The following is a 26,217-nucleotide window of genomic DNA, read 5'->3' as shown; positions in this document are numbered from 1 at the left end:
GGCATTCAACGGCTGAGCGGGGCCGGGCTGCCGAGGCGGCTCAGCCGATCCGGTCCAGCGCCTCCGTGGCCGCGCGGCAGATCTGTTCGTCCAGGAGGATGCCGCCGCCGTAGCGGCGGTCCGCGTCCAGCACGACGCGCAGCGTCGGCGCCGCGGCCGCCGCGGGGCTGCCGATGCGTCCCAGCGCCTGGACCGTTCGCAGGACGAGCGGCGTGACCTCGTACGCGGCCAGCGGACGCAGTTCGGGCAGCAGGGTGTCGACGGCGGTGGCCGCGTCGCCGGTCAGCCGCCACCATGCCTCGGCCGCGCCGAGCCGGCTCCACGCGCCGGGGCAGCCGAGCAACGGCCGGACGGCGTCCGCGTAGCGGAAGGCGAGGGAGCCGAGGTCGGCGAGACGGGCCAGTGCCGGGCGGCCGAGGCCCGCAAGGGCTGCCGCGCCGATCACGCGCAAGGCCAGTTCGGGGTCGCCGGTGACGCGCCAGTGCGCCCAGGCAGCGGTTTGCGCGCCGTGCCACCCCTGCGACGCGGGCGGCGGCACACAGCCGATTCCGTCGGCGCCGCGCGGGGGACGCAGGTCACCGCGGGCGAGTCCGGCGAGCAGGTCGGCCACCGCCTCGCCGCCCGCCGTGCGGGCCGCGGGACCGATCCGCCCCAGGGCGTCGGCCGCGGGCCCGGCGTACGTCGTGTCGAGCAGTCCGGCCAACTCCGGTGTCGCGGGCACGGCGGACGGGCCCCACGCGGTGAGGGCGTTCAGCACCTCGGGTATGCCCCGGGCGCCGGGGCCGCCGCGGAGCCGTTCGCGGAAGGCGGGCAGCAAGTGCGGCGCCCACCGCAGGGGCGGCGGCTCGCCCCTGAGGTAATGGCTGCCGAAGCGCTCCCGATACCGGGGCAGGGCACGGTCGTCGGCCGCGCCCATCAGCGCCCGCACTGCCAGATCGACGGTCGACGTCGAGGTGGCGGCCCGGTCCTGCTCTTGGACGAAGCGCGCCAGCCGGTCCGCGTACGGGGTCACCGCCGCTCCGCCCCCGGCGAGGATGTCGAGCGCTTGCGCGCGGACCCGGTCCTCGTCGTCCAGTCCGGCGACGACCGCTTCCCACAGTCCGGCCGACGGACGCCGCCAGTACCGCAGTTGGGCGTCGGCTGCCACCAGGGCGGCGCGGCGCAGGTCCGCCCTCGGGGCCCCGGTCAACGCGCCGACCAGTTCCCGCGCCTCCCGCGGCTGCGCCCGCAGCGGTTCCGCGAAGCCGCGGACCGCCTCGCGCCCCTGGGACCCCCATGGCACGTCGGGCAGGGACGCGGCACCGAACGCGACGAAGGCGCTTCCGGCCGTGCCGCCGAGTCCCCTGGCGGCGGCGGACGTTGTCGCGGTCGGCAAGGCGGCCCGGATCGCGGCCAGCCGGACCAGGGGGTCGGGGTGCGTCAGCCAGGGCCGGAACCAGGACGCGTCGGTGACCGCGCCGTGCGCCGACAGGCTTCCCAGCGCCAGTAGTTGGGCTTGCAGGGCCGTGGGGTCCGATTCAGCCGCCGCCTGCTTCCTGAGGCCGTCGAGGGCCGACGCGTCGTCGCCCGGGACCTCCCCCAGGAACACGGCGGCACAGGTCCGCACGCCCGCGTGCGGGTCGGACAGGAACGGGACCACCCGCGGCCGGCCGGCCACCAGCGCGGCCAGCGCCAGCCGGTCCTCCCGCCACCGCTTCCCGGACAGCAGGCGGGCCTGCCGGGCGAGCAGATCGAGGACCCTGCGGCGGTGGTGCGGGTCGAGGGGGGGAGAAGACCGAGGAGAGCGGCGGCGGCCGGGGCGAAGTACGGGGCTCCGACGTGATCGCGGAGGCGCTTGTCCAACTCCGCCCAGGAGGCGCGCCGGTCGGCAGCCGTCAGGAGTCCGGCCAGCAGCCCCGGTGTCCGCTCGCGCCCGGGCGGGACCTCTTCCAGAACGTGCCAGGGCGCTCCGGCCCCCAAGGTGTCCACCAGGGGAGCCTAGAGAGGCCGGGTTCGGACGCGGGGGCGCGGGTCCCGGAGGGGCAAAGGTGACCCCGGCGGGAAGGGGGGATTAGGTTAGGCTAACCTAAGCGGTGTGAGAGCTGGGGAGAGTGCTGGCGGCGGGATGCCCTCGCGGGGGCATGAGTTGGCGGCCACAGGGATGACGGTCGCGTACGACCGGGTGGATGTCGTGCATGACGCCGCCGTGTCGCTGCGGCCGGGCGAGGTGACGGCGCTGGTGGGGCCGAACGGCAGTGGGAAGTCGACGCTGCTGCGGACGCTGGCGCGGTTGCAGCGGGCCCGGGAGGGCGCGTTGACGCTGGACGCGGGGACGGACGGATTCCAGCTCACGTCACGGGAGTTCGCGCGGCAGGTGGCGCTGCTGACCCAGGGGCGGCCGACGCCGAGCGGGCTGAGCGTGCGGGATGTCGTGGAGTTCGGCCGGTATCCGCACCGGGGGCGCTGGGGCCGGCCGGACCCCGGCGGGACCGGCGCGGTGGAGCGGGCGCTGACGCTGACCGGGGTCGAGCACCTGGCCGCGCGGGGCGTCGAGCACCTGTCGGGGGGACAGCTCCAGCGGGTCTGGCTCGCGAGCTGCCTCGCGCAGGAGACCGGCGTGCTGCTGCTCGACGAGCCGACGACGTATCTCGACCTGCGGTACCAGATCGAACTGCTCGACCTGATCCGCGACCTCGCCGACGACCACGGGATCGCGGTCGGCGTCGTCCTGCACGACCTCGACCAGGCCGCGGCCGTCGCCGACCGCGTCGCGCTGCTCCACGACGGCCGGATCGTCGCCGACGGCCTCCCCGAGGACGTCCTGACCCCCGAACGCCTCACCGAGGTCTACGGCATCCGGGTCGACGTCGACACCGACCCCTCGACCGGCCGGCTGCGGACCCGTGCCGTCGGCCGCCACCACAGCAGAAGCCAGACCGAGAACCGGACCACAAACGACCGGACTACAAGCGACCGGAACACAAACGACCCGACCACAAGCGACCGGACCAGAAGCGAAAGGCTCCACCCCACCTCATGAGACGCCTCCCCGTACCCGCCGCCGCAGCCACCGTCGCCGCCGTCGCGGCCCTCGCCCTGACCGGATGCGGAACGACGCACTCCGCCGCCGACGAGTCGGTCAAGACCACGGAGTCCGCCTCCGCTTCGGCCCCGGGGCCGATCACCCTCACCGACGCCAGCGGTACGGAGGTACGCCTCGACGCGCCCGCCACCAAGGTGATCGGCACCGAGTGGAACGTCGTCGAGGACCTGGTCGCGCTCGGCGTCGACCCGGTCGGCGTCGCCGATGTGAAGGGGTACACGGACTGGGACAAGGCCGCCCCGCTGAAGAACTCCCCCAAGGACATCGGCACCCGCGGCGAGCCGAGCATGGACACGATCGCGGCCCTGTCGCCCGACCTCATCGTCGCGACCACCGACCTCACCTCGTCCGCCGTGACCCAACTGCGGAAGATCGCCCCCGTCCTCCAGATCAGGTCCGCCGACTCCACCGACCAGATCGGCCTGATGACGAAGTCCCTCGACCTCATCGCGCAGGCGACCGGTACCACGCAGAAGGCGGCCGAGGTCAAGCAGGCGTTCGACGCGAAGCTCGCGGAGGGCAAGAAGGCTCTCGCGGACGCCGGTCTCGCCGGGACCCCGTACGCCTTCGGGGACGGGTACGTGCAGGCCAACCAGGTCTCGATACGCCCGTTCACCAGCGGCTCCCTGATCGGGAACGTCAACGAGCGGATCGGCCTCACGAACGCCTGGAAGGTCAAGGGCGACAAGGACTACGGCCTGGCCACCACCGACGTCGAGGGCCTCACCGGGCTCGGCGACATCCGCTTCACCTACATCGCGAACGCCTCCGACGGCGACCCCTTCGCCGACACCCTCGCCAAGAACGCCGTGTGGAAGTCGCTGCCCTTCGTCAAGGCGGGCCACGTGAGCCGACTGCCCGACGGCGTCTGGATGTTCGGCGGTCCCGCGTCGATGGAGGCGTACGTGGACGCCGTCGTCGCCGCCCTCACGAAGTAGCGAAAGGGCGAAGCAGCGCCGTGAGCGTCACGACTCCCCCGCGCACCACCGAGCCCGCGGCCGACGCACGGACGGCCGCGCCCGCCCAGGGCGCGGCCGCGGTGACGGCCGGACTGGTCCTCGTCCTCGTCCTCGCGGTCGCCGTCCTCGCCGTCGTCGACATCACGCAGGGCACCGCCGACGTCGGCGCGGGCGAGGTGTGGAAGGCGCTGACCGGACGCGCGGAGCACGGCGACGCCTCCGTGGTCATCGCCTCGCGGCTGCCGCGCATGGTCGCGGGCCTCGTCGTCGGCGTCGCGCTCGGCGCGGCCGGCGCCGCGCTCCAGGCGGTCAGCCGGAACGTACTCGCCGCGCCCGACACGCTCGCGGTCAACGCGGGCTCGTACCTGGCGCTCGGCATCCTCACCGTCACCGGCGCCTCGCTGCCGCTGCTCGCCTCCTCGGGCGTCGCGTTCGTCGGCGGTCTCGCGGCGGCGGCGCTGGTGCTCGCGCTGTCCGGGCTCGGGGCCGGGACCGTACGGCTGGTGCTGGCGGGCAGCGCCCTCGCGCTCGGCCTCGGCTCGGTCACCGACGCGCTGCTCCTGCTCTTCCCCGAGCAGACCAACGGCCTCTACCAGTGGAGCCAGGGCAGCATCAGCCAGAACGGCTTCGACGGCGTGAACCAGATGGCGCCGATCGCCCTGCTCGCCCTGCTCGGGCTGCTGCTGGCCGGCCGCCGCATCGACGCGCTCGCGCTCGGCGACGACGCGGCCCGCGGGCTCGGCGTGCCGGTCCTGGGCACCCGCGTCACGGTCGTCCTGCTCACGACGCTGCTGTCCGCGGCGGCGGTGACGCTGGCCGGGCCGATCGGCTTCGTCGGCCTGTGCGCGCCCGCGCTCGTCCGCCCGCTGGCCCGGCGGTTCCGCGGTCTGGTCAGGGCGCGGGCGGCCGTTCCGGTCGCCGGGCTCGCCGGCGCGGCGCTGGTCCTCGGCTCCGACGTGCTGCTGCGGGCCACGGTCGGCGCCGAGTCGGCGGTCGCCGTGCCCACCGGGGTCATCACGAGCGTCGCGGGCTCCGTGTTCCTCGTCGTGATCGCGCTGCGCACCCGCGGCTCCGGCGCGTCCGCCGCGCCGGACCGGCTGCGTATCCCCAGCCGGGCGGCGTTCGTCGCCGTCCTGGCCGTACTCGTGGCCGTGTTCGTCGCCGCGGCCGTCGCGGCGGTGCTTCTCGGCGACACCAAGCTGCTGCTCGGCGACGTCGTGAACTGGGCGCAGGGCAGGGCCGACCACGTCGTCACCTTCGTCCTCGACACCCGCGTGCCCCGCGTGCTGGCCGCGCTCCTGGCGGGCGCCGCGCTCGCCCTGTCCGGGACGCTCGTCCAGGCCGTCACCCGCAATCCGCTCGCCGAGCCCGGCATCCTCGGCGTCTCGGGCGGCGCCGGTCTCGGCGCCGTGCTGCTGGTCACCACCGTGCCGACCGCCGGGTCGTGGAGCGTGGCGGGCGCGGCCTTCGCGGGCGCGGCGGCCACCGCCGCGGTCGTCTTCGGGCTCTGTGCCCGGGGCGGTTTCCAGCAGAACCGGCTCGTCCTGGTCGGTGTCGGCGCCGCCGCCGGGACCTCGGCCCTGATCAGCCTGCTCATCGTCCTCACCGACCCGTTCAACGCGACGAAGGCGCTGATCTGGCTGTCCGGTTCGACGTACGGCAGGACCATGCCCGATGTGCTGCCGGTCGCGGCCGTCCTCGTCGTCGGCGCCGCCGTGGCCTTCTCCCGCCGCGCCGAACTCGACCTCGTCTCGCTCGACGACGACACCCCGCGCCTGCTCGGCCTCGCCCTCGGGCCGACCCGCCTCGGCCTGCTCGGCGTCAGCGTCCTGCTCAGCGCCACCGCGGTCGCCGCCGCGGGCACGATCGGCTTCGTCGGCCTCGTCGCCCCGCACGCCGCCCGCGCCCTCGTCGGCCGCCGCCACATCCGCGTCATCCCCGTCGCCGTCCTCCTCGGCGCCACCCTCGTCTCCGTCGCCGACCTCCTCGGCCGCACGGTCATCGCTCCCGCCCAGCTCGGCGCGGGCCTGATGACAGCGGTCATCGGGGCGCCGTACTTCGTGTATCTGCTGGTCAGGACGCGGCGGTGACACGGTCACGACGGTGACAGTCGCGCCGGGCGCTCCGGCGCTTGTCACACCCCAGGAGATCGACGTACAATTTCCTGTACGTAAAGGAGGCCGACTATGAAGACCATGACGTACTCGGAGTCGCGCGCGCGGTACGCCGAAGTGCTCAACTCCGTCAACGACGACCGCGAAGAGGTCGTCATCACCCGGGCCGGACACGACCCGGTCGTCATCGTCTCCCTCGAGGACTACGAGTCCCTGAAGGAGACGGCCTACCTGCTGCGCAGCCCGGCGAATGCCCGGCGCCTCCTCGCGTCCATCGACGAGTTGGAGAACGGCGGCGGCACGGTACGCGAACTCGTGACGGACACGACGGACGAATAAGGGCCGCACGTGAAGATCACCTTCTCCTCCCGCGCCTGGGAGGACTACCTGTGGTGGCAGCTTCAGGACCGGAAGATCCTCAAGCGCATCAACACCCTCATCGCGGATATCGCCCGGAACGGCAACGAGGGGATCGGCAAACCGGAACCCCTCAAGCACGGATTCCAGGGCTACTGGTCACGCCGCGTCAATGACGAGCACCGCCTGATCTACCGCGTCACCGAGGACAGCGTCCTGATCGCACAGTGCCGCTACCACTATGAGAGCTGACCTCAAGGACCGACAGGACGGACCGATTCCCGGGGAGCGATGAGTTTTCCGTGCCCCGGCGGTCGTAGGGGGAGGTGTACCTACGAGGAACAGGGAGCGGTCATGTTCGGACAGACGCAGGCGTTCAGCGGATTCTCGGTGGACGACGTGGAAGCGGCGAGGAAGTTCTACGGGGAGACGCTCGGAATCCGGGTGTCCGAGGCGAACGGGCTGCTGACGCTGCACCTCGCCGGGGACCGCAATGTGCTGGTGTACCCGAAGGGGGCGGACCACCGGCCCGCGACCTTCACGATTCTCAACTTCCCCGTGCCGGACATCGACGCGGCCGTGGACGAGCTGGGCCGCCGGGGCGTGCGGTTCGAGCGGTACGAGGGGATGCCGACGGACGAGAAGGGGATCTTCCGCGGCGGCGGCCCGCTGATCGCGTGGTTCACCGACCCGGCCGGGAACGTGCTGTCCGTGCTGGAGCAGGACGCGTAGGGCCCGACGGCCTCACGCGGGCGGCACGACCGCGTCCGTCGCGAGGCGCGCGTGCAGATGGGAATCGTGGCGCGCGCCCGCCGGGTCGAGGAAGAAGGCCCGCATCAGGCCCTCCTCACGGAAGCCCGCGCGGGCCGCGACCCGGCAGGAGCCGGGGTTGGCCAGCGAGTGGTCGAGGCTGATGCGGTACACGCCGAGGCCGCCCGCGGCGGGGACGGCGAAGGCCCAGCCGGCGGCGGCGTGCAGGGCGCGGGCGGCGACGCCGCGGCCACGGGCGGCCGGGGTGACCCAGTACGCGGCCTCGGCCTGCCCGGGGACGCGGTGGACGTCGCGGATGGTGACGTAGCCGAGCAGGTCGTCCGAGGCGGCGTCGGTGACGGCGAGCGCGGCCGAACCGTTCTGCCAGGAGACCAGCCGCGGCGCCAGCCATATGGCGGCGCGGTCCGCGACCGGCGCGGCGTTGACGGCCAGGCCACCGGCCCAGCGCAGGATCTCCGGGTCCTCCATGGCGCGGGCGACGGCGGGCTCGTCGGACTCGGCGAAGGGGCGCAGACGCAGGTCACCTGCGGTGAGCTCGTGCGGGGTGAGGCTGCGGGCGAATGCGGAAGTCATGTCCGCACCCTAAGCCGGGGGCCGGGGCGGCCCGACGATCACCCGGCGACGGCCCGAGCCGGTCGCCCCGGGACCGCTCGGCGACGGTCACGCCGGTCACCCACCGGCGCCCCAGCAACCGCCCGCGCCGGTCACCCCGCCATCACCCGGTGACCGCAAAAGCGACCCCCCGGCACCCCCGACCGTGGGTGAACGTGCGTCCTCCTCGGGCGTGTCAGACCCGGACCACGGGGCGCGGAGCGCGATAGTCGGTTTGTCCGACTAAGAGAAGTTCGCGAGCCCCCCGAGGAGCCGGGTCCATTGGTCGTCGTCGAACCGGTGACGTCGTCGCCGAAAGCACTGGCCGTGCGGGCGGCGACGGGGGCCGGCCCCGCGGTGGCGGGCTTCGTCGTGGCCCGGATGGCGGGCCTGGTGGTGCTGACGTTGTGGGCGCACCGCACCCACCGCCACCCGCGCGATCTGCTCGGCCTGAGCTGGGACGGCCTCTGGTACCACCGGATCGCGGAGTGGGGCTACGGCACCTTCATCCCGGCCTGGGAGGCGCCGGGCCTGCGGTACGACGATCTGGCCTTCTTCCCGCTCTACCCGATGACGGTGCGCGCCGCCGACGCGGTGCTCCCGGTCGGCTCGGTGGCGTGCGCGCTGCTTGTGGCGTGGGCGGGCGCGGTGGCCGCCGCGTGGGGGATCTACGCGGTGACCGAGCACCGCTACGGCCGCAGGACGGCGACCGCGCTGGTCCTCGTATGGGGGCTGCTGCCGCACTCGGTGGTGCTGTCGATGGCGTACACCGAGTCGCTGATGACGGCCTTCGCCGCCTGGGCGCTGTACGCCGCCGTCACGCGCCGCTGGCTGACCGCCGGGCTGCTGGCCGTACTCGCCGGGCTGACCCGGCCGAACGCCGTCGCCGTGGCCGCGGCCGTCTCGATCGCGGCCCTCGCCCACTGCCGCAGGGACCCGCGCGACTGGCGGGCCTGGGCCGCGGCCGTCGCCGCGCCGCTCGGCTGGTGCGGCTACCTCGGGTGGGTGGGCCTGCGGACCGGAGCCGTCCGCGGCTACTTCGACGTGCAGACCCGCTGGGGCTCGCGGTTCGACTTCGGCCACTACGCGCTGCACTACGTCAAGCACATGGTGCTCGAACCCGAGACACTCTCCGCCTACATGGCGACGGCGGTGTGCGCGGCGGCGGCCGTCCTGCTCGTACTGGCGCTGCTGGACCGGATGCCGCTGCCGCTGCTGGTGTACGCGGCGGTGCTGGTGGTGATCGCGCTGGGCGGCGCGGGCTTCTTCTCCTGCAAGCCGCGCTTCCTGCTGCCCGCCTTCCCGCTGCTGGTGCCGTGCGCGGCGGCGCTCGCGAAAGCCCGGCCGCGCACCGCCGCCGTGACGGTGGCGGCGCTGGCCGGGATCTCACTCGGCTACGGGACGTACCTGCTGACGGTCGTCCCCGTGCCCCTCTGACGGACCCGTGCCCCTCCGAAGCGAGGGGACCGCGTCAGTCGTCGCTGCCGCCGTCGCCCTCGGCGCCGCCGTCCGTACCGCCCTCGACGTCCTTCTCCAGGCCGAGCGTCTCGCCGACCCACTTGTCGAATTCGATGGACGCGCGCACCCAGCTCACCGTGCTGGACACGAAGTGCTCGAGGCCGACGCCGAGGCCGATCAGGAGCTGGGCCTCGCCGATCAGACGGACGGAGCCGTCGTCGTGCGTGTGCGTGTAGACCTTGGGCCACAGGGTGCGGCGGTTCCAGTCGTCGATGACCTCGTGGAGCTGAGGCTTGTCGTCGACCGAGTACGCGTGGTCGTAGAAGGTCCGGACGGCGAAGACCGCCTGCTCACCCTCGCCGCGGAACATGAAGTACGTGCGGAATTCCTCCCACGGCGCGGCGAGGTCGCCCTCCTCGTCGACGAGGTACTTCAGCTCCATCTGTTCGAGCAACTGCTTGACCAGTTCCTGGTCAGGGATGACCACGCTGCCGGCGGGTCCGTTCGGCTCGGGGTCCTGGCCCCCGAAATTGGGGATCGAGGACGGGTCGATGCTCACGGTGAAGGTTCCCTTCGAGACGTTTCTCCTCCATCCTCCCCCATTCCCGCCGGGCGGTGGCAACCCCCGGCGATACGCGTTGGGCGTACCGCCGGGGGGCCGCCGGTGAAAGGCGTCACCACCCGCCGGTGATGGGGGTCACCACCTGCCCGCGAAGCGCGTCACCACCCGCCCCCGAAGAGCGTCACCACCTGCCCGTCGGGCACCTCATTTGCTGAGGTCGGGCCCCGTCGTCGGCCCCACGATCAGGCCGTCGGCCGCCCGGTCCACCCGTACGTTCTGCCCGTCGATCACCTCGCCCGACAGGATCGCGCGGGCCAGCGGGTCGCCGATCGCGGTCTGCACGAGGCGGCGCAGCGGCCGGGCGCCGTACGCCGGGTCGTTGCCCTCCTCGGCGAGCCAGTCGAGGGCGCCGTCGGTGACTTCGAGGGTGAGGCGGCGGTCGCGCAGCCGGTCCGCGAGCCGGTCGGTCTGGAGCCGGGCGATCTGCCGCAGCTCGGTCGGGTCGAGCGCGGAGAAGACCACGGTGTCGTCCAGCCGGTTCAGGAACTCCGGCTTGAAGGACGCGCGGACCGTCTCCAGCACCCGCTCCTTCTTCTGCGCCGGGTCCAGCGCCGGGTCGACCAGGTAGTGGCTGCCCAGGTTGGAGGTGAGGATCAAGATGACGTTGCGGAAGTCGACCGTACGGCCCTGCCCGTCGGTCAGCCGTCCGTCGTCCAGCACCTGGAGCAGGATGTCGAAGACCTCGGGGTGCGCCTTCTCCACCTCGTCCAGCAGCACGACGCTGTACGGGCGGCGCCGTACCGCCTCGGTGAGCTGGCCGCCCTCCTCGTACCCGACGTAGCCGGGAGGCGCGCCGACCAGCCGGGCGACCGAGTGCTTCTCGCCGTACTCGCTCATGTCGATCCGGACCATGGCCCGCTCGTCGTCGAAGAGGAAGTCGGCGAGCGCCTTGGCCAGCTCGGTCTTGCCGACGCCGGTGGGGCCGAGGAAGAGGAAGGAGCCGGTGGGGCGGTCGGGGTCGGCGATGCCGGAGCGCGAGCGGCGTACGGCGTCGGAGACGGCGCGTACGGCCTCGGTCTGGCCGATCAGCCGCTTGCCCAGCTCCTCCTCCATGCGCAGCAGCTTCTGCGTCTCGCCCTCCAGCAGGCGGCCCGCGGGGATGCCGGTCCAGGCGGCGACGACGTCGGCGATGTCGTCGGGGCCGACCTCCTCCTTGACCATGTTCGTCGAGGGACCCTGGGCCGCGGCCTCTTCCTCCTCCCTGGTGGCCTCCTCCAGCTCGGCCTCCAGCTTGGGCTTCTCGGCGTAGAGCAGCTTGGACGCGGTCTCGAAGTCGCCGTCGCGCTGGGCGCGTTCGATCCGCGTACCGATGTCGTCCAGCCGCTCCTTCAGCTCACCGACCCGGTTGAGGCCCTGCTTCTCCTTCTCCCAGCGCGCGTTGAGCCCGCGCAGCTCCTCCTCGCGGTCGGCGAGGTCCTTGCGGAGCTTTTCCAGCCGCTGTACGGAGCCGGGGTCGGTCTCGTTCTTGAGCGCCATCTCCTCCATGCGCAGCCGGTCCACGGCCCGCTGGAGCTCGTCGATCTCGACCGGCGAGGAGTCGATCTCCATGCGCAGCCGGGACGCGGCCTCGTCCACCAGGTCGATGGCCTTGTCGGGCAGGAAGCGGGAGGTGATGTAGCGGTCGGAGAGGGTGGCGGCGGCGACCAGCGCGGAGTCGGCGATCTGCACCTTGTGGTGCGCCTCGTAGCGGCCCTTGAGGCCGCGCAGGATCGCCACGGTGTCCTCGACGGACGGCTCGGCGACCAGCACCTGCTGGAAGCGGCGCTCCAGCGCCGGGTCCTTCTCGATCCGCTCGCGGTACTCGTCCAGCGTCGTCGCGCCGACCATCCGCAGCTCGCCGCGGGCCAGCATCGGCTTGAGCATGTTGCCCGCGTCCATGGCGGAGTCGCCGCCCGCGCCCGCGCCGACGACGGTGTGCAGCTCGTCGATGAAGGTGATGACCTGGCCGTCGCTGTCCTTGATCTCGGCCAGGACGGACTTCAGCCGCTCCTCGAACTCGCCGCGGTACTTCGCGCCCGCGACCATCGCGCCGAGGTCGAGCGAGACCAGCCGCTTGTCGCGCAACGACTCGGGCACGTCGCCCTTGACGATCCGCTGGGCCAGGCCCTCGACGACGGCGGTCTTGCCGACGCCGGGCTCGCCGATCAGCACCGGATTGTTCTTCGTACGGCGGGACAGCACCTGGACGACGCGGCGGATCTCCTGATCGCGGCCGATCACCGGGTCGAGTTTGCCCTCGCGGGCGGCGGCGGTGAAGTCGGTGCCGTACTTCTCCAGGGCCTTGTACGTGCCCTCGGGGTCCTGGGTGGTCACGCGCTGCCCTCCGCGGGCGGTCTCGAAGGCGTCGAGCAGGCTCTTGGCCTTGGCGCCCTGGGCGGCGAGCAGCTCACCGGCGGGTCCGCCCTTGACGGCGGTCCCGATCAGCAGGTGCTCGGTGGACAAGTAGGCGTCGCCCAGCTCCTTGGCGCGTTGCGAGGCGTCCGCGATGACGGCCAGCAGGTCGCGGTTGGCCTGCGGGGGCGCGACGGTGGAGCCCTGCACCTTCGGCAGAGCCGCGACCAGCCGCTCCGCGCCCGCCCGCAGCGTATCGGGGTCGGCGCCGGTGGCGGCCAGCAGGTCGAGGATGTTCTCGTTGTCCGTGCCGCTCAACAGGGCGAACAGCAGATGCGCGGGCGTCAGGTCCGGGTTGCCCTCGGAGACGGCCCGGGCGTTGGCGGCGTTCAGCGCTTCCCGGCTCTTGTTGGTCAGCTCGGCGTCCACTGGCGTCGGCTCCTCCTCTTGATCGACGTGTCCGATGCTCCGATGCGATCGGCGTAAACCTGCCTTGAGCAACATGAGGCAAGTTGAGTCTATTCCACTCAAGGTGACTTTGGGGCGACTTCGGGAACGGTCACACGGAGACGTCGGGAACGGGGCGGAGAGTCCGCGCGCCGGACCCCGCGGCGAGCAGATGTGTTTTTGTATGAACGTTGAGTAAATCCCGGCGGCGGTGCGACAATGCCTGCTTCAACTCCGCTGGAAGGCAGCGGAGTTGGGGTCCGCTCCAGCCGTTTTGGCCGCATCTGCGCTTGTCCGTACGGCCGCATGTCCGCTTGACTCCTCCATACCCGCCGTCCGTGAGGACTCCCATGAGCGACGCGCACTCCATGGACCCGACCGGCGCCGCGCTGCACGCGGACGCCGCCGCACTGCGCGAGGCGGGGGCCGTCTGCCCCGTGACACTGCCGGACGGCGTCCCCGGGATGATCGTCTCCCGTTACCAGGAGCTGCGCGATTTCTTGGCCGACCCCAAGGTGGCCAAGAACGCCGCGCACTTCGCCGCCCTCCAGCGGGGCGAGGTCCCCGAACAGTGGCAGCTCAACGCCTTCGCGCTGGTCAACGGCATGACGACGGCGGACGGCGACGACCACAGGCGGCTGCGCGGCCTGGCCACCAAGGCGTTCACCCCGCGCCGGGTGGCCGCGATGCGCCCGCGGATCGAGGCCCAGGCCGCCGAGCTGCTGGCCGCGCTCCCCGGCCGCGCGGACGCCGACGGCGTGGTCGACCTGCGCGAGTGCTACGCCTATCCGCTGCCGATGGGCGTGATCTGCGAGCTGCTGGGCATCGCCCCCGCCCACCGGGACCGGCTGCACGCCCTCAGCCGCCTGATCGTCAGCACCAGCAGCTCCGCGGCCGACGCGATGGCCGCGCAGCGCGAGACGTACGCGATCCTCGGCCAGGTCGTCGCGGAGCGGCGCGCGGCACCCGGCGACGACCTGACGAGCGCGCTGATCGCGGCGCGCGGCGAGGAGAGCGGTGACGGCTCCGGCGACGGCTCGGGCGGCTCCCGCGACGGCTCCCGCGCTGCCTCCGGCGGGCGCCTCAGTGACGCCGAGCTGACCGGCACCCTGCTGCTGATGATCGTCGCCGGGCACGAGACGACCCTCAATCTGATCGTCAACGCGGTACGCGCCCTGTGCGGCCACCCCGACCAGCTCGCGCTCGTGCTGGCGGGCGAGGTGTCCTGGGACGCGGTGGTCGAGGAGACGCTGCGCTGGGACGGCCCGGTGGCGAATTTCCCGTTCCGCTACCCGATCACCGATCTGGTGGTTGACGGCACCTCTGTGCCGCGTGGTACAGCCGTCCTCGCCGGATACGCCGCCGCCGGACGCGACCCGCGCGAGTACGGCCCCGACGCCGACCGCTTCGACATCACCCGCCCCGCCAACCGGCACCTCGCCTTCGGCCACGGCAGCCACTACTGCCTGGGCGCGCCGTTGGCCCGCCTCGAAGCGGTGATCGCCCTGCGCGGCCTGTACGCCGCGTACCCCGGCCTCGCCCTCGCCGTCCCCGACGCCGAACTCCCGCCGCTGCCGGGCTTCGTGGGCAACAGCACCGCCGCGCTCCCGGTCCGCCTGACCTGACCTGTGCGAGCCCGGGCCTGACCCGTACGAGCCCGCTCCTGACCCGTACGAGCCGGAGGCCGGCCCGTACGAGCCCGCGGCCGCCCCCTGCGCACCCGCCCGCGCGCCTCCGCGTACCGTCCCGTCCATGGCATCCGATCCCCGCTCCCCCGCACCCGGTTACCTCGCCTTCTGGCGCGAGCGGCACCTGTGCACCCTCACCACCCCGCGCCCCGACGGCTCCCCGCACGTCGTCCCGGTCGGCGTCACGTACGACCCCGAGGCGGGGCTCGCCCGCGTCATCGCCAACGGCAGGAGCACCAAGGCCCTGAACGTCCTGGCGGCGGGCCCCGGCGGCGCGCGGGTCGCGGTCTGCCAGGTCGAGCGGCGGATCTGGGCCACCCTCGAAGGCGTGGCCAGCGTCTCCGCCGACCCGGACCGCGTCGCCGAGGCCGTACGCCGCTACACCGAGCGCTACGGCCGCACGCCCTCCCCCAACCCGGACCGCGTCGTGATCGAGATCGCCCTGACCCGGGCGATGGGCAACGCGTGAGGGGGTATCACGGCACGCCGTCGGCGTAACGCCCACAACACGCGTAACAGCCGCAACGCCCGTACGGCGTACGGCGGATGACGGCATTCGTCGGCTGTTCGCCCGGAACTCACCCCCACAAGGCGGGGTCTTCGCGTAGGACGGCTCTCATCGGGCGCGGAAGCCGCCCGCCCGCAGTCGTCAGCCGTCAGCCGTCGTACGTGAAGGGGTCTTCATGGAGCACACCAAGGGTGCCGCGCGGGTACGCGTCCGCACCGTCGTGGCCGCCGTCGCCGTACTCGCCGCCGTCGTACCGCTCGCCCTCGACTCGACGGCCCAGGCCGCCGTGCCCGGTCACGGGCCGGACCCCTCGGCTGCCACCGGCCACCGCAACCCCGTCTCGTCGCGGTGGACGACGCGGGACCTCGCGCCCGGCCTCCAGGTCCGCACCGGGACGATCCGGCGCGCGGACGCGGCGCCGTCCTGGACCGTCACCGTCCAGCGGCCGGCCACCAGCAGGCTGACCGGCGCGCCGACCGGGCTCGAAGTGAGCGACAGGGCGTGGGCGGACGACACGGCGGCGCGGCTGCGCGCGGCGGGCTTCGCGCCACGCGTCGAGACCGTCCGGTGGCCCGCCTACAGCGACACCCCGCACGGCACGATGGGCCTGCGGGTACGGATCGGCGGGTACGCCACGCAGGCCGCCGCCACGGCCGCCGCGCAGCCCGTCACCGCGGCGGGCTTCCTCACCGCCGTCGAGTGGACCGGCTACGACGCCGACCAGCCCGCCGACGTGCAGAACATCCACATCGCGACCGTGGACCCGCGCGTGTTCCGCGGCACGGTCGCGGGCACCCACGACGGCGACGTCGCGCGCCGCGAGACCCCGTCGTCGGTCGCCAGGAAGCTGGGCTCCCTGGTCGCCGTCAACGGCGGCTTCTTCGTCATCACCAACGCCGGCGGCATCCAGGGCACCCAGTCGGGACTCGGCGCCTACGACGGGCGGCTGGAGTCGATGTCGGCCGGCGCGCGCGCCGCCCTGGTGCTCGCCGACGGCGGGCGGCACTTCCGTATCGCCGACCTGAACAGCACGGCCACCGCCCGCGCGGGCGGCGCGTCCTACGCCGTGCAGGGCGTCAACCGGCTGCCCGGCACGGTCCGCGACTGCGGGCGCCCCGGCGGCACCCCGAGCGAGCTGCCCTGGCAGGACGTCACCTGCTACGAGAAGGACGACCTGGTGGTGTTCACCCCCGCCTTCGGCGCCGCCCTGCCCACCGGCACCGGTGTCCAGGCCGTGCTCGACGCCCGGGGCGACGTGGTGTCCGTCGGCGCGCGCGGCGGCCGGGTCCCCGCCGACGGCTCGGTGCTCCAGGGCATCGGCTCGGCCGCCGACTGGCTGACCGCGTACGCCCGTACGGGTGAGCGCGTATCGGTCGGGACGACCATCCGCGACACCGAGGGCGAGATCCTCGCCCTCGGCCCCGACGACAGCGTCGTCAGCGCCGCCCCCACCCTCGTCCAGGACGGCCGGATCGCCGTGGACGCCGCGGCCGAGGGCGTCGTCGACCCGCTCGACCTGTCCTTCGGCTACGTCTGGGCCAACGGCCGCCAGCCCCGCACCCTGGCCGGGATCGACGACCGGGGCCGCCTGCTGCTGGTCACCGTCGACGGCCGCCAGACCGGCGGCGGCAGCGAGGGCTTCACACTCATGGAGGCCGCCGCCTTCATGCGCTCCCTGGGCGCCGTCCAGGCCCTCAACCTCGACGGCGGCGGCTCCACCACCTTCGCCGTCGACGGCACCCTCGCCAACAACCCCTCGGACGCGACGGGCGAGCGCGCCGTGGGCGACTCCGTCCAGGTCGTCCCGGCCGCGCTCCACTGACCGGCGCCGCCGACCGGACGCACGACGACGGACGGTCCGTCTCCCTCGGGTGAGGGAGACGGACCGTCCGTCGTAAGGAGCCGTGGGCCGTACGGGTGAGCGGGCGTCAGCCGTCGCGCTTGGGCCGCCAGACCACCAGCGCGCTGGTGTGCTGGACGTCCTGGTAGGGAACCAGGTCGCGGCGGTACGAGGCGTGCACGGCGGCCTCGCGCTGCTGGATGACGGCGGCGGCGCCCTCGACGGCGGCGGAGAGTTCGGCCACGCGCGCCTGGAGGGCGGCGACCTGGTTCTCCAGCTCGATGATCCGCTTGATGCCCGCGAGGTTGATGCCCTCGTCCTGCGAGAGCCGCTGCACCTCGCGGAGCTGCTCGATGTCACGGGTGGAGTAGCGACGGCCGCGCCCGGCGGTACGGTCGGGCGAGACCAGCCCGAGGCGGTCGTACTGACGCAGGGTCTGCGGGTGCAGCCCGGACAGCTCGGCCGCCACCGAGATGACGTAGACCGGGGACTCCTCGGTCAGTTGGTAGGGATTACGGCCGCGCGGGCCTCTCATACCGCTTCCGTCGACGCTCATTCAGGTCACGCTCCCTTTGCGGCCTTGAACAGCTCCGCCCGCGGGTCGTGCCCCGCGGTCGCTTCCCGGTAGGACTCCAGCGCGTCCAGCGCCTTGCCCTCGGTCTTCTCCGGCACCGCCACCTCGATGGTGACGAGCAGATCGCCCCGTGAACCGTCCTTGCGCATGGCGCCCTTGCCGCGGGCGCGCAGCGTACGGCCGTTCGGCGTACCGGCCGGAAGCTTGAGGGTGACCGGCGGGCCGCCCAGGGTGGGCACCTTGATCTCGCCGCCGAGCGCCGCCTCGGCGAAGGTCACCGGCACGGTGACCGTGAGATTGGACTCGCGGCGCCCGAAGACCGGGTGCGCTCCGACGTGCACGACCACGTACAGGTCGCCGCCGGGGCCGCCGCGCTCGCCGGGCGCGCCCTTGCCGCGCAGCCGGATCCGCTGCCCGTCGGTGACACCGGCCGGGATACGGACCTGCATGGTGCGCGAGGAACGGGCCCGCCCGCTGCCCTTGCAGACGTCGCAAGGGGTCTCGGCGATCAGGCCGCGGCCCTTGCAGTCCACGCACGGGTCGGTGAGCGAGAAGCCGCCACCGCCGCCGCGCGAGACCTGCCCGGTGCCGACGCAGGTCGGGCACACCCGGGGCGTGCCGTTCTTGTCGCCGGTGCCGGAGCACGCCTTGCAGGGCGCCTGCGAGGACATCCGCAGCGGGACCGTGGCCCCGTCGACCGCCTCGGTGAAGCTCAGCGTCACCTCGGACTCGATGTCCTGGCCGCGGCGCGGCTGCACCCGCGTGCCCGCGCCGCCCCGGTTGAACAGACCGCCGAAGACGTCGCCCAGGCCGCCGCCGAAGCCGCCGCCCTGCCCGCCGGTGGTCTGCCCGCCGGGCTGGCCGCCCGTGCCGCCGAACAGGTCGCCGAGGTCGAAGTTGAAGCCGCCGGCGCCGCCCGCGCCGGGACCGGGGCGGAAGCCGCCGTTCCCGAACAGCGCGCGGCCCTCGTCGTACTCCTTGCGACGCTTGGCGTCGGACAGCACGTCGTTGGCCTCGGAGATCTCCTTGAAGCGCTCCTCGGCCTTCGCGTCGCCCTTGTTGGCGTCCGGGTGGAACTCGCGGGCGAGCTTCCGGTACGCCTTCTTGATCTCGGCGTCCGTGGCGTCCTTGGGCACGCCGAGGACCTTGTACAGGTCCTTCTCCAACAGGTCCCTACTGACGCTCATCCCCGACGTCCCTCCTCTCCACCACTTCCAGGCGCGCCGCCGGTGACCGGCACACTCCTACGCCCACTTACTTCTACGCCGTCAGCCCTCGTCCGGGCCACCGGTCTCCTCTTCGTCGGCCTTCTTCTCCGCCGCCGACTCGTCCTTGCCCTGGCTGCCCGGCTGCGGTTCGGCGACCGCGACCCTGGCGGGCCGCAGATTGCGCTCCCCGATGCGGTACCCGGGCTGGAGGATCTGCACGCATGTGGTCTGCGTGACATCCGGCGAATAGCTGTGCATCAGGGCCTCGTGCACCAGCGGGTCGAAGGGCTCGCCCTCCTTGCCGAACTGTTGCAGCCCCAGCTTCGCCGCCACCGTCTCCAGCGACTCGGCGACCGACTTGAAGCCGCCGACCAGCTCGCCGTGTTCCCGCGCCCGGCCGATGTCGTCGAGCACCGGGAGCAGTTCGGTGAGCAGATTGGCAACCGCGACCTCCTTGACGGCGACCCGGTCCCGCTCCACCCTGCGGCGGTAGTTCTGATACTCGGCCTGGAGCCGCTGGAGGTCCGCGGTGCGCTCGTTGAGCGCGGTGCGCACCTGGTCCAGCTGTGCCCGCAGGGCCGTCAGCTCCTTCGCGTCCCCGTCCGGGGCCGGGGCCGCCGGGCCCGCCTCATCGGCGGACCCGGCGGCCTTCGCGGCGGCGTCCGGCTGCTCCTCGCCGGCCTCTGAAGGGACGTCGGGCTCCGACTCGAAGCCCTTCGGCTCCTCCGTCACGCGGCACCGTCCCTCTTGTTGGCGTTCTCGTCGTCGACGATCTCGGCGTCGACCACGTCGTCGTCCGCGGCGGCGTCGGCCTGACCGTCGGAGGGGGCGTCGGCGGTCGCGCTGCCGGAGGCGCCGTCGGTCTGCGCGTACAGCGCCTGGCCCAGCTTCTGGCTGGTGGCCGCGACCTTCTCGGTGGCCTCGCGGATCGCGGCGGTGTTGCCGTCGTCCGTCGACTCGTTCTTCAGCTTCTCCTTGAGGTCCGCGACCGCGGTCTCGACCTCGGACCTGACGTCCTCGGGGAGCTTGTCCTTGTTGTCCGCGATGAACTTCTCGGTCTGGTAGACGAGCTGCTCACCCTGGTTGCGGGTCTCGGCGGACTCGCGGCGCTTGTGGTCCTCGTCCGCGTACTGCTCGGCCTCCTGGCGCATGCGGTCGACCTCGTCCTTGGGCAGCGAGGAGCCGCCGGTGACGGTCATCCGCTGCTCCTTGCCGGTGCCGAGGTCCTTCGCGCCGACGTGCATGATGCCGTTGGCGTCGATGTCGAAGGTGACCTCGATCTGCGGCATCCCGCGGGGGGCGGGCGGCAGGCCGGTCAGCTCGAACATGCCGAGCTTCTTGTTGTACGCCGCGATCTCGCGCTCGCCCTGGTAGACCTGGATCTGGACCGACGGCTGGTTGTCCTCGGCCGTGGTGAAGATCTCGGAGCGCTTGGTCGGGATGGTCGTGTTGCGCTCGATCAGCTTGGTCATGATGCCGCCCTTGGTCTCGATACCGAGGGACAGCGGGGTGACGTCGAGCAGCAGGACGTCCTTGACCTCGCCCTTGAGCACACCGGCCTGGAGGGACGCGCCGATGGCGACGACCTCGTCCGGGTTGACGCCCTTGTTGGCGTCCTTGCCGCCGGTCAGCTCGCGCACCAGCTCCGCGACGGCGGGCATACGCGTCGAGCCGCCGACCAGGACGACGTGGTCGATCTCCGAGAGCTGGATCCCGGCGTCCTTGATGACGTTGTGGAACGGCGTCTTGCAGCGCTCCAGCAGGTCGGTGGTGAGCTGCTGGAACTGGGCGCGGGTGAGCTTCTCGTCCAGGTGCAGCGGGCCCTCGGCGGACGCCGTGATGTACGGCAGGTTGATCGAGGTCTCGGTGGACGAGGACAGCTCGATCTTCGCCTTCTCCGCCGCCTCGCGCAGGCGCTGGAGGGCCATCTTGTCCTTGCCCAGGTCCACGCCGTGGCCGGACTGGAACTGCTTCACCAGGTAGTCGACGACGCGCTGGTCCCAGTCGTCACCACCGAGGTGGTTGTCACCGTTGGTGGCCTTCACCTCGACGACGCCGTCGCCGATCTCCAGCAGCGAGACGTCGAAGGTGCCGCCACCGAGGTCGAAGACCAGGATGGTCTGGTCGTCCTTGTCGAGGCCGTAGGCCAGCGCGGCGGCGGTCGGCTCGTTGACGATGCGCAGCACGTTGAGGCCCGCGATCTCACCGGCCTCCTTGGTGGCCTGGCGCTCGGAGTCGTTGAAGTACGCGGGGACGGTGATCACCGCGTCGGTGACCTTCTCGCCCAGGTACGACTCCGCGTCCCGCTTGAGCTTCTGCAGGATGAAGGCGCTCATCTGCTGCGGGTTGAAGTCCTTGCCGTCCAGGTTGATCTTCCAGTCGGTGCCCATGTGGCGCTTGACCGACCGGACGGTCCTGTCGACGTTGGTGACAGCCTGGCGCTTGGCGACCTCGCCGACGAGCACCTCGCCGTTCTTGGCGAAGGCGACGACGGACGGCGTGGTCCTGGCGCCCTCTGCGTTGGTGATGACGGTGGGCTCGCCGCCTTCGAGAACGCTGACGACGGAATTAGTCGTGCCCAGGTCGATGCCGACCGCACGTGCCATGGTGAAATCCTCCTGCTGACTTGAGTGGAACTGACTCAAGACTGCACGACCCGGGATCTTCTGTCAACAGACGTGAGTCGACCCCACTCAACTTATCTCTGCTTTATGTGCGCAGGGCGGATGTTCTCGCAGGTCGGATGGGGTGCGGCGAGGTGCGGCGAGGTGCCGCGTCAGCGGCTTGGAGAGGCAGGCACCGGGCGGTCCGCGCGCAGCGCCGCCAGCAGCGGACCGGACTCGGCCGGCCGGGCCGACAGCGTACGGAAGGCGAGGGCGCCGTCCGGCACCTTGCGCAGGCTTCCCGCCAGCTCGTACAGCGCGGGCAGCGTACTGAGTCCGGGATCGGCCGTGAGGGACGAGGTGGCCGTGTCGACCAGGCCGAAGAACCGGGCCGGATGGCGCAGCGTGTCCGCCCCGCGCGCCTCACGGGTCAGCGTACGCAACAGCTCGCGGCGGCGCTCACCGGCGTGGGCGCCGACCGCGGCCTCGATCCGGTCGAACCCGGCGAGGTCCACCACCATGTGGTGGTCGACGCGGATGCCGCTGAGCCGTTCGAAGGCGCGGATCGAGCAGGCCGCCCCGCCGCCGCTGAAGGCGCGGCCGAAGGGTTCGTACGCGGCCGGGCTCGTACCGCCGTCCGGGCGGGGACAGCTCGGCACGCCGACCTTCAGGGAGCGCGGTACGCCGACGGCGGCGGCGTGGCGGCGGTCGGCGGACAGGTGCAGCAGGACGGCGGCGTCGGAGGTGTCCTCACCCGGGGGCGCGCCGGAGCCCGGGCCGCGCTCGGCGTTCTGGCCGCCATGGGCTCCGCTGCCGCTCGGGGCGCCCTGGCCGCTCGGGCCGCTCTGGCCGCTCTGGCCGCCCTGGCCGCTTTCGGAGCCCAGCATCAGGATGTTGCGCGCCTGCGGCACCAGCGCGCGGGGCCGCTCCTTCGCGTACCGGGCGAGCACCTTCTCCGCGGCCCGGTCGGTGTGGATGTTGCCGCTGAACTTCCGGTAGGACGCCCAGCCCAGACCCGCCGTCACCACGAGGAGGAGCCCGGCTCCGATCGCGACCCAGCGCAGCACGGCCCGCATGCCCGCCTCCTCCCGCGTGATCGTGGCGCCTCGTCCGTCATGGCCCGCTCGCGCGGTGGCCCGACATCCGATGAACTTAATGTCGCCTTTGCCATACTTGTCACGATTAGAGCTAATTTAAGCGTCATGGAACCCACCGAAGACAGCCGGCACGTCGTCGTCGTAGGCCAGGGCCATGTCGGGCTGCCGCTGGCACTGCGGGCGGCGGAGGCCGGTTTCACGGTCACCGGGATCGACATCGACGAACAGCTGGTCAAACGGCTGACGGCCGGGGACTCCCGCGTCGGCGACGTCCCCGCGGAGCGGCTGGCCGAGGCCCTCGCCTCCGGCCGCTACCGGGCCAGTACGGACTACGCCGACGCCCGCGACTTCGACGTCTGCGTGATCACCGTCCCCGTACCGGTCCACGACGGCGTCCCCGACCGCGGCGCGATCGTGGACGCGGGCCGGGCCGTGGCCCCGCACCTGCGCCCGCGCGCCACCGTCGTCCTGGAGTCCACGACCGTGCCCGGCACCACCGAGGAGCTGCTGCGGCCGGTCCTGGAGGAGATCAGCGGCCTGACCGCGGGCAGCGCCTTCCACCTGGGTTACAGCCCCGGGCGCACCGACCCCGGCAACCCCCGGTGGCGGCTGGAGAACACCCCCAAGGTCGTCTCCGGTGTGAACGTACGATCGCTCCTCGCCGTCGACGGCTTCTACTCCCGAATCGTGCGCAATACGGTGCCGGTTTCGTCGCCGCGCACCGCCGAGCTGACCAAGCTCATCGAGGACGCCTTCCGCCAGGTGAACATCGCCCTGGTCAACGAACTGGCCACCGTCACCGGGCCGATGGGCACCGACATCCGCGAGGCGATCGACGCGGCGGCCACCAAGCCGTACGGCTTCCTGCCCTTCCACCCCGGCCCCGGCGTCGGCGGTCACCGGCTGCCGGTCCCCCGCGGTCTGCTGCGTTTCGCGGCGCTCGCCGAGGAGATCAACGGGCTGATGCCCACCCAGGTAGTGGACAGGATCGCGGCGGGCCTCGACGCCAGGCAGCGGCCGGTCGAGGGAAGCCGCGTCCTTCTGCTGGGTCTCGCTTACAAACGCGACAGCGGCGACCTTCGCGAATCGCCCGCGCTCGCCATCGCGGCCGGGCTGACGGCGCTCGGCGCCCGGGTGCGCGCGGTCGAGCCGTACGCGGACCCGGCTCGGCTCCCCGCCGACCTGCTGTGCGTGGAGCTGACCGAGGAGGAGGCCGCGGCGGCGGATGTGGTGGTCGTCGCGACCGACCACGACGTCTTCGACTACACGATGGTCGCGCGGGCGGCGACGTACGTCTTCGACACGCGGAACCGGTGCCGGGGTGAGAGCGTGGAGCGGCTCTGAGCCGGTCACGGCAGGGCGCGACAGGCCGCACCGCGACGCAGATCACGAGTTGCACGGCTGTATGCGCCCGCGGATCGCGGGTAATCTCAGCGGAGACCGGATTAAGTTACCGCTTAGTACGACCTTGCTCGTACGACTCGTACGGGACCTTGCTCGTACGACCCGCACGACTCGTACGACCCTGTACAAGCGTTGCCCGTACGACCTTGCCCAGCACGAAGCCTTCCCGCCCGATCCTGAACCCACGGCCCCCTCCCACTGAACCGCCGCGCAGGCCCGAGGAGCCCACATGCAACTCGCCGCGATCATCGTGTCGCTGGTCCTCACCGCGGTCGGCGTCGCCCTGATCAGCCTCGCCGTCGCGCAGATCTTCCGGTTCGTCACGCTCGGCCAGCCCGTGCCCGCGGGCTCCCGCACGAACGACTGGGTGGCCAGGTCCACGACCCTGGCCAGGGAATTCGTCGGCCACACCCGGATGAACAAGTGGGGCGTCGTCGGCGTCGCGCACTGGTTCGTGGCGGTCGGCTTCCTCACCCTCGGCCTGACGATCGTCAACGCGTACGGCCAGCTCTTCAAGGCCGACTGGATCCTGCCGTGGATCGGCACCTGGCTGCCGTACGAGGTGTACACCGAGTTCATCGCGGCGCTCACCACCCTCGGCATCCTCACCCTGATCGTGATCCGGCTGCTGAATCTGCCCTCGCGCGCCGGCCGCAAGTCCCGCTTCACCGGTTCGACGGCCTGGCAGGCGTACTTCGTGGAGTACGTCGTTCTGATCATCGGCCTGGCGATCCTGACGCTGCGCGGCCTGGAGGGCGCCCTGCACGGCGTCGACCACTACGAGGCCGCGTACTTCGTCTCGTACCCGCTGGTCGCCGCCTTCCGGAAGATGAGCACCGGCAGCCTCCAGAACACCGTCTACGCCGTCGCCATGGTCAAGCTGGGCGTCACGATGATCTGGGCGATCGTGCTCGGCCTGCACACCAACATGAGCGTGGCCTGGCACCGCTTCCTGGCCTTCCCCAACATCTGGTTCAAGCGGAACGCGGACGGTCCGGTCGCGCTCGGCGCGCTCCAGCCGATGGTCTCCGCGGGCAAGCCCATCGACTTCGAGGACCCGGGCGAGGACGACCAGTTCGGCGTCTCCCAGATCGAGCACTTCTCCTGGAAGGGCATCCTCGACTTCTCCACCTGCACCGAGTGCGGGCGCTGCCAGTCGCAGTGCCCCGCCTGGAACACCGGCAAGCCGCTCTCCCCCAAGCTGCTGATCATGTCGCTGCGCGACCACGCGCACGCCAAGGCGCCGTATCTGCTGGCCGGCGGCGGCAAGAACGCCGAGGGCGAGGAGACCGGTACGCCCGAGCAGCTCGCGGGCGTCCCCGCCGCCGCGCTCGCCGAGGCCGAGCGCCCGCTGATCGGCACGGCGGAGGAGAACGGGGTCATCGACCCCGACGTGCTGTGGTCCTGCACCACCTGCGGCGCCTGCGTCGAGCAGTGCCCGGTCGACATCGAGCACATCGACCACATCGTCGACATGCGCCGCTACCAGGTGATGATCGAGTCGTCGTTCCCGAGCGAGGCGGGCACGATGCTCAAGAACCTGGAGAAGAAGGGCAACCCGTGGGGCCTGCCGAAGAAGCAGCGCCTGGCCTGGGTCAAGGAAGTCGACTTCGAGGTGCCGGTCGTCGGCGAGGACGTCGAGGACCTGACCGAGGTCGAGTACCTGTACTGGGTCGGCTGCGCGGGCTCCCTGGAGGACCGCGCGAAGAAGACCACCAAGGCTTTCGCCGAACTCCTGCACATCGCGGGCGTCAAGTTCGCGATCATGGGCGGCGACGAGAACTGCACCGGTGACTCCGCCCGCCGCCTGGGCAACGAATTCCTCTTCCAGCAGCTCGGCCAGGAGAACGTGGCCATGCTCAACATGGCCTTCGGCGAGTCCCTCGACGAGGACGGCGCGGTGGACCCCTCCACGCGCAAGCCGCGCGCCTCGAAGAAGATCGTCGCCACCTGCCCGCACTGCTTCAACACCATCGCCAACGAGTACCCGCAGCTCGGCGGCGAGTACGAGGTCGTCCACCACACCCAGCTCCTCCAGCACCTCGTGGACGAGGGCAAGTTGGTGCCGGTCACGCCGGTCGAGGGCCTGATCACGTACCACGACCCCTGCTACCTCGGGCGGCACAACAAGGTCTACACACCGCCGCGCGAGATCATCGCGTCCGTGCCCGGTCTGCGGAACGAGGAGATGCACCGCCACAAGGAGCGCGGCTTCTGCTGCGGCGCGGGCGGCGCGCGGATGTGGATGGAGGAGCGGATCGGCAAGCGCGTCAACAACGAGCGCGTCGACGAGGCGCTTTCCCTCAACCCGGACATCATCTCCACCGCGTGCCCGTTCTGCCTGGTCATGCTCTCCGACTCCGTCAACGGCAAGAAGAACGACGGCCAGGCGAAGGAGGCCCTCCAGGTCGTGGACGTCTCGCAGCTTCTCCTCCAGTCGGTGAAGGCGCCGGCGGACGCGGCCGAGCTGAGCGAGGAAGCGCCGGCCGGGACGGCCTGATCCGGGGCCTCACCAGCCCTTACGGGTTCCCCTAGGGGTTTGCCCGGGGGTCCGTCGACGGGT

At 72.2% G+C, this 26,217-nt stretch carries 21 protein-coding genes; 12 read left to right on the top strand and 9 right to left on the bottom strand.

All coding sequences use genetic code 11. The annotated features are described in order from the left end of the window. Window positions 1-40: 40 nt before the first annotated feature. Window positions 41-1,588 (bottom strand): hypothetical protein, encoded by a 1,548-nt coding sequence (locus tag ACIOC1_RS04395; RefSeq protein WP_401851786.1) that lies wholly within the window; start codon window positions 1,586-1,588, stop codon window positions 41-43. A gap of 552 nt (window positions 1,589-2,140) precedes the next feature. Between ACIOC1_RS04395 and ACIOC1_RS04390 the strand changes: the two genes are divergently transcribed. From ACIOC1_RS04390 to ACIOC1_RS04365, 6 genes are all read left to right on the top strand, one after another. Further along, window positions 2,141-3,019: an ABC transporter ATP-binding protein gene (locus ACIOC1_RS04390; RefSeq protein ID WP_401851783.1), complete on the top strand. Its 879-nt coding sequence runs from the start codon at window positions 2,141-2,143 to the stop codon at window positions 3,017-3,019. After that, on the top strand, window positions 3,016-4,020 hold the full coding sequence (locus tag ACIOC1_RS04385; protein ID WP_401851780.1) for an iron-siderophore ABC transporter substrate-binding protein: 1,005 nt from the start codon (window positions 3,016-3,018) through the stop codon (window positions 4,018-4,020). Before ACIOC1_RS04390 ends, ACIOC1_RS04385 begins: the two co-directional genes overlap by 4 nt. Window positions 4,021-4,040: 20 nt before the next feature. Continuing rightward, a complete protein-coding gene (locus ACIOC1_RS04380) occupies window positions 4,041-6,131 on the top strand; it encodes a Fe(3+)-hydroxamate ABC transporter permease FhuB (protein ID WP_391158255.1) in 2,091 nt (696 codons plus the stop codon). 96 nt (window positions 6,132-6,227) lie between these two features. Beyond that, complete coding sequence (locus ACIOC1_RS04375) at window positions 6,228-6,494, top strand: type II toxin-antitoxin system prevent-host-death family antitoxin (protein ID WP_391041576.1); 267 nt, start codon at window positions 6,228-6,230, stop codon at window positions 6,492-6,494. 9 nt (window positions 6,495-6,503) lie between these two features. Beyond that, the gene (locus ACIOC1_RS04370) at window positions 6,504-6,764 is read left to right on the top strand and encodes a Txe/YoeB family addiction module toxin (RefSeq protein ID WP_355346234.1); all 261 of its coding nucleotides are present in this window, start codon (window positions 6,504-6,506) and stop codon (window positions 6,762-6,764) included. Window positions 6,765-6,866: 102 nt separating this feature from the next. After that, window positions 6,867-7,244, top strand: coding sequence for a VOC family protein (locus ACIOC1_RS04365; RefSeq protein ID WP_355346237.1), 378 nt, complete (start codon window positions 6,867-6,869; stop codon window positions 7,242-7,244). Between the two features lie 12 nt (window positions 7,245-7,256). Here ACIOC1_RS04365 and ACIOC1_RS04360 read toward each other — a convergent pair whose 3' ends face one another. After that, on the bottom strand, window positions 7,257-7,856 hold the full coding sequence (locus ACIOC1_RS04360; protein ID WP_391158257.1) for a GNAT family N-acetyltransferase: 600 nt from the start codon (window positions 7,854-7,856) through the stop codon (window positions 7,257-7,259). Window positions 7,857-8,156: 300 nt separating this feature from the next. On the opposite strand from ACIOC1_RS04360, the gene ACIOC1_RS04355 reads away from it, so the two are divergent. Further along, complete coding sequence (locus tag ACIOC1_RS04355) at window positions 8,157-9,311, top strand: hypothetical protein (RefSeq protein ID WP_355346243.1); 1,155 nt, start codon at window positions 8,157-8,159, stop codon at window positions 9,309-9,311. A 34-nt stretch (window positions 9,312-9,345) separates the two neighbouring features. Here the strand turns inward: ACIOC1_RS04355 and ACIOC1_RS04350 are convergent, their stop codons facing one another. Next, window positions 9,346-9,891 carry a YbjN domain-containing protein gene (locus ACIOC1_RS04350; RefSeq protein WP_355346246.1) on the bottom strand — a complete coding sequence of 182 codons (546 nt, stop codon included), beginning with the start codon at window positions 9,889-9,891 and terminating at the stop codon, window positions 9,346-9,348. Window positions 9,892-10,098: 207 nt separating this feature from the next. Next, window positions 10,099-12,714: an ATP-dependent chaperone ClpB gene (gene clpB, locus ACIOC1_RS04345; RefSeq protein WP_401851777.1), complete on the bottom strand. Its 2,616-nt coding sequence runs from the start codon at window positions 12,712-12,714 to the stop codon at window positions 10,099-10,101. A 368-nt stretch (window positions 12,715-13,082) separates the two neighbouring features. On the opposite strand from clpB, the gene ACIOC1_RS04340 reads away from it, so the two are divergent. The 3 genes from ACIOC1_RS04340 to ACIOC1_RS04330 all read left to right on the top strand — a co-directional run bounded on the left by ACIOC1_RS04340 (window position 13,083) and on the right by ACIOC1_RS04330 (window position 16,750). Then, window positions 13,083-14,357 (top strand): cytochrome P450, encoded by a 1,275-nt coding sequence (locus tag ACIOC1_RS04340; protein ID WP_401851774.1) that lies wholly within the window; start codon window positions 13,083-13,085, stop codon window positions 14,355-14,357. A 127-nt stretch (window positions 14,358-14,484) separates the two neighbouring features. After that, on the top strand, window positions 14,485-14,889 hold the full coding sequence (locus ACIOC1_RS04335) for a pyridoxamine 5'-phosphate oxidase family protein (RefSeq protein WP_401851771.1): 405 nt from the start codon (window positions 14,485-14,487) through the stop codon (window positions 14,887-14,889). A 214-nt stretch (window positions 14,890-15,103) separates the two neighbouring features. Then, window positions 15,104-16,750 carry a phosphodiester glycosidase family protein gene (locus ACIOC1_RS04330; protein ID WP_401851768.1) on the top strand — a complete coding sequence of 549 codons (1,647 nt, stop codon included), beginning with the start codon at window positions 15,104-15,106 and terminating at the stop codon, window positions 16,748-16,750. 106 nt (window positions 16,751-16,856) lie between these two features. On the opposite strand, the gene ACIOC1_RS04325 is transcribed toward ACIOC1_RS04330, so the two are convergent. The 5 genes from ACIOC1_RS04325 to ACIOC1_RS04305 all read right to left on the bottom strand — a co-directional run bounded on the left by ACIOC1_RS04325 (window position 16,857) and on the right by ACIOC1_RS04305 (window position 22,229). After that, window positions 16,857-17,324, bottom strand: a complete 468-nt coding sequence (locus ACIOC1_RS04325) for a heat shock protein transcriptional repressor HspR (RefSeq protein WP_391041587.1) — start codon at window positions 17,322-17,324, stop codon at window positions 16,857-16,859. A 5-nt stretch (window positions 17,325-17,329) separates the two neighbouring features. After that, complete coding sequence (dnaJ, locus tag ACIOC1_RS04320) at window positions 17,330-18,529, bottom strand: molecular chaperone DnaJ (RefSeq protein WP_355346258.1); 1,200 nt, start codon at window positions 18,527-18,529, stop codon at window positions 17,330-17,332. A gap of 81 nt (window positions 18,530-18,610) precedes the next feature. After that, window positions 18,611-19,282: a nucleotide exchange factor GrpE gene (gene grpE / locus ACIOC1_RS04315; RefSeq protein WP_355346261.1), complete on the bottom strand. Its 672-nt coding sequence runs from the start codon at window positions 19,280-19,282 to the stop codon at window positions 18,611-18,613. Then, window positions 19,279-21,156 (bottom strand): molecular chaperone DnaK, encoded by a 1,878-nt coding sequence (gene dnaK / locus ACIOC1_RS04310; protein WP_355346264.1) that lies wholly within the window; start codon window positions 21,154-21,156, stop codon window positions 19,279-19,281. The genes grpE and dnaK overlap by 4 nt, the downstream gene beginning before the upstream one ends. A gap of 170 nt (window positions 21,157-21,326) precedes the next feature. Beyond that, window positions 21,327-22,229, bottom strand: coding sequence for an LCP family protein (locus ACIOC1_RS04305; protein WP_401851763.1), 903 nt, complete (start codon window positions 22,227-22,229; stop codon window positions 21,327-21,329). A gap of 126 nt (window positions 22,230-22,355) precedes the next feature. On the opposite strand from ACIOC1_RS04305, the gene ACIOC1_RS04300 reads away from it, so the two are divergent. Further along, entirely contained in the window at window positions 22,356-23,594 is a 1,239-nt protein-coding gene (locus ACIOC1_RS04300; protein ID WP_401851760.1) for a nucleotide sugar dehydrogenase, read from the top strand. A 289-nt stretch (window positions 23,595-23,883) separates the two neighbouring features. Beyond that, complete coding sequence (locus ACIOC1_RS04295; RefSeq protein ID WP_391041594.1) at window positions 23,884-26,154, top strand: heterodisulfide reductase-related iron-sulfur binding cluster; 2,271 nt, start codon at window positions 23,884-23,886, stop codon at window positions 26,152-26,154. Window positions 26,155-26,217: the final 63 nt, after the last annotated feature.

Source organism: Streptomyces sp. NPDC088197 (assembly GCF_044741185.1).
Taxonomy (GTDB): Bacteria; Actinomycetota; Actinomycetes; order Streptomycetales; family Streptomycetaceae; genus Actinacidiphila.
This window is presented reverse-complemented; position numbering and strand designations above follow the sequence as displayed.

Bases quoted from the DNA above. Each gene is read 5' to 3' on its own strand.
- ACIOC1_RS04295 (WP_391041594.1), top strand. From the start codon at position 23,884: ATGCAACTCGCCGCGATCATCGTGTCGCTGGTCCTCACCGCGGTCGGC.
- dnaJ (WP_355346258.1), bottom strand. From the start codon at position 18,529: ATGAGCGTCAGTAGGGACCTGTTGGAGAAGGACCTGTACAAGGTCCTC.
- ACIOC1_RS04330 (WP_401851768.1), top strand. From the start codon at position 15,104: ATGGAGCACACCAAGGGTGCCGCGCGGGTACGCGTCCGCACCGTCGTG.
- ACIOC1_RS04360 (WP_391158257.1), bottom strand. From the start codon at position 7,856: ATGACTTCCGCATTCGCCCGCAGCCTCACCCCGCACGAGCTCACCGCA.
- ACIOC1_RS04385 (WP_401851780.1), top strand. From the start codon at position 3,016: ATGAGACGCCTCCCCGTACCCGCCGCCGCAGCCACCGTCGCCGCCGTC.
- dnaK (WP_355346264.1), bottom strand. From the start codon at position 21,156: ATGGCACGTGCGGTCGGCATCGACCTGGGCACGACTAATTCCGTCGTC.
- ACIOC1_RS04390 (WP_401851783.1), top strand. From the start codon at position 2,141: ATGACGGTCGCGTACGACCGGGTGGATGTCGTGCATGACGCCGCCGTG.
- ACIOC1_RS04305 (WP_401851763.1), bottom strand. From the start codon at position 22,229: ATGCGGGCCGTGCTGCGCTGGGTCGCGATCGGAGCCGGGCTCCTCCTC.
- ACIOC1_RS04300 (WP_401851760.1), top strand. From the start codon at position 22,356: ATGGAACCCACCGAAGACAGCCGGCACGTCGTCGTCGTAGGCCAGGGC.
- ACIOC1_RS04365 (WP_355346237.1), top strand. From the start codon at position 6,867: ATGTTCGGACAGACGCAGGCGTTCAGCGGATTCTCGGTGGACGACGTG.
- ACIOC1_RS04325 (WP_391041587.1), bottom strand. From the start codon at position 17,324: ATGAGCGTCGACGGAAGCGGTATGAGAGGCCCGCGCGGCCGTAATCCC.
- ACIOC1_RS04340 (WP_401851774.1), top strand. From the start codon at position 13,083: ATGAGCGACGCGCACTCCATGGACCCGACCGGCGCCGCGCTGCACGCG.
- ACIOC1_RS04375 (WP_391041576.1), top strand. From the start codon at position 6,228: ATGAAGACCATGACGTACTCGGAGTCGCGCGCGCGGTACGCCGAAGTG.
- ACIOC1_RS04335 (WP_401851771.1), top strand. From the start codon at position 14,485: ATGGCATCCGATCCCCGCTCCCCCGCACCCGGTTACCTCGCCTTCTGG.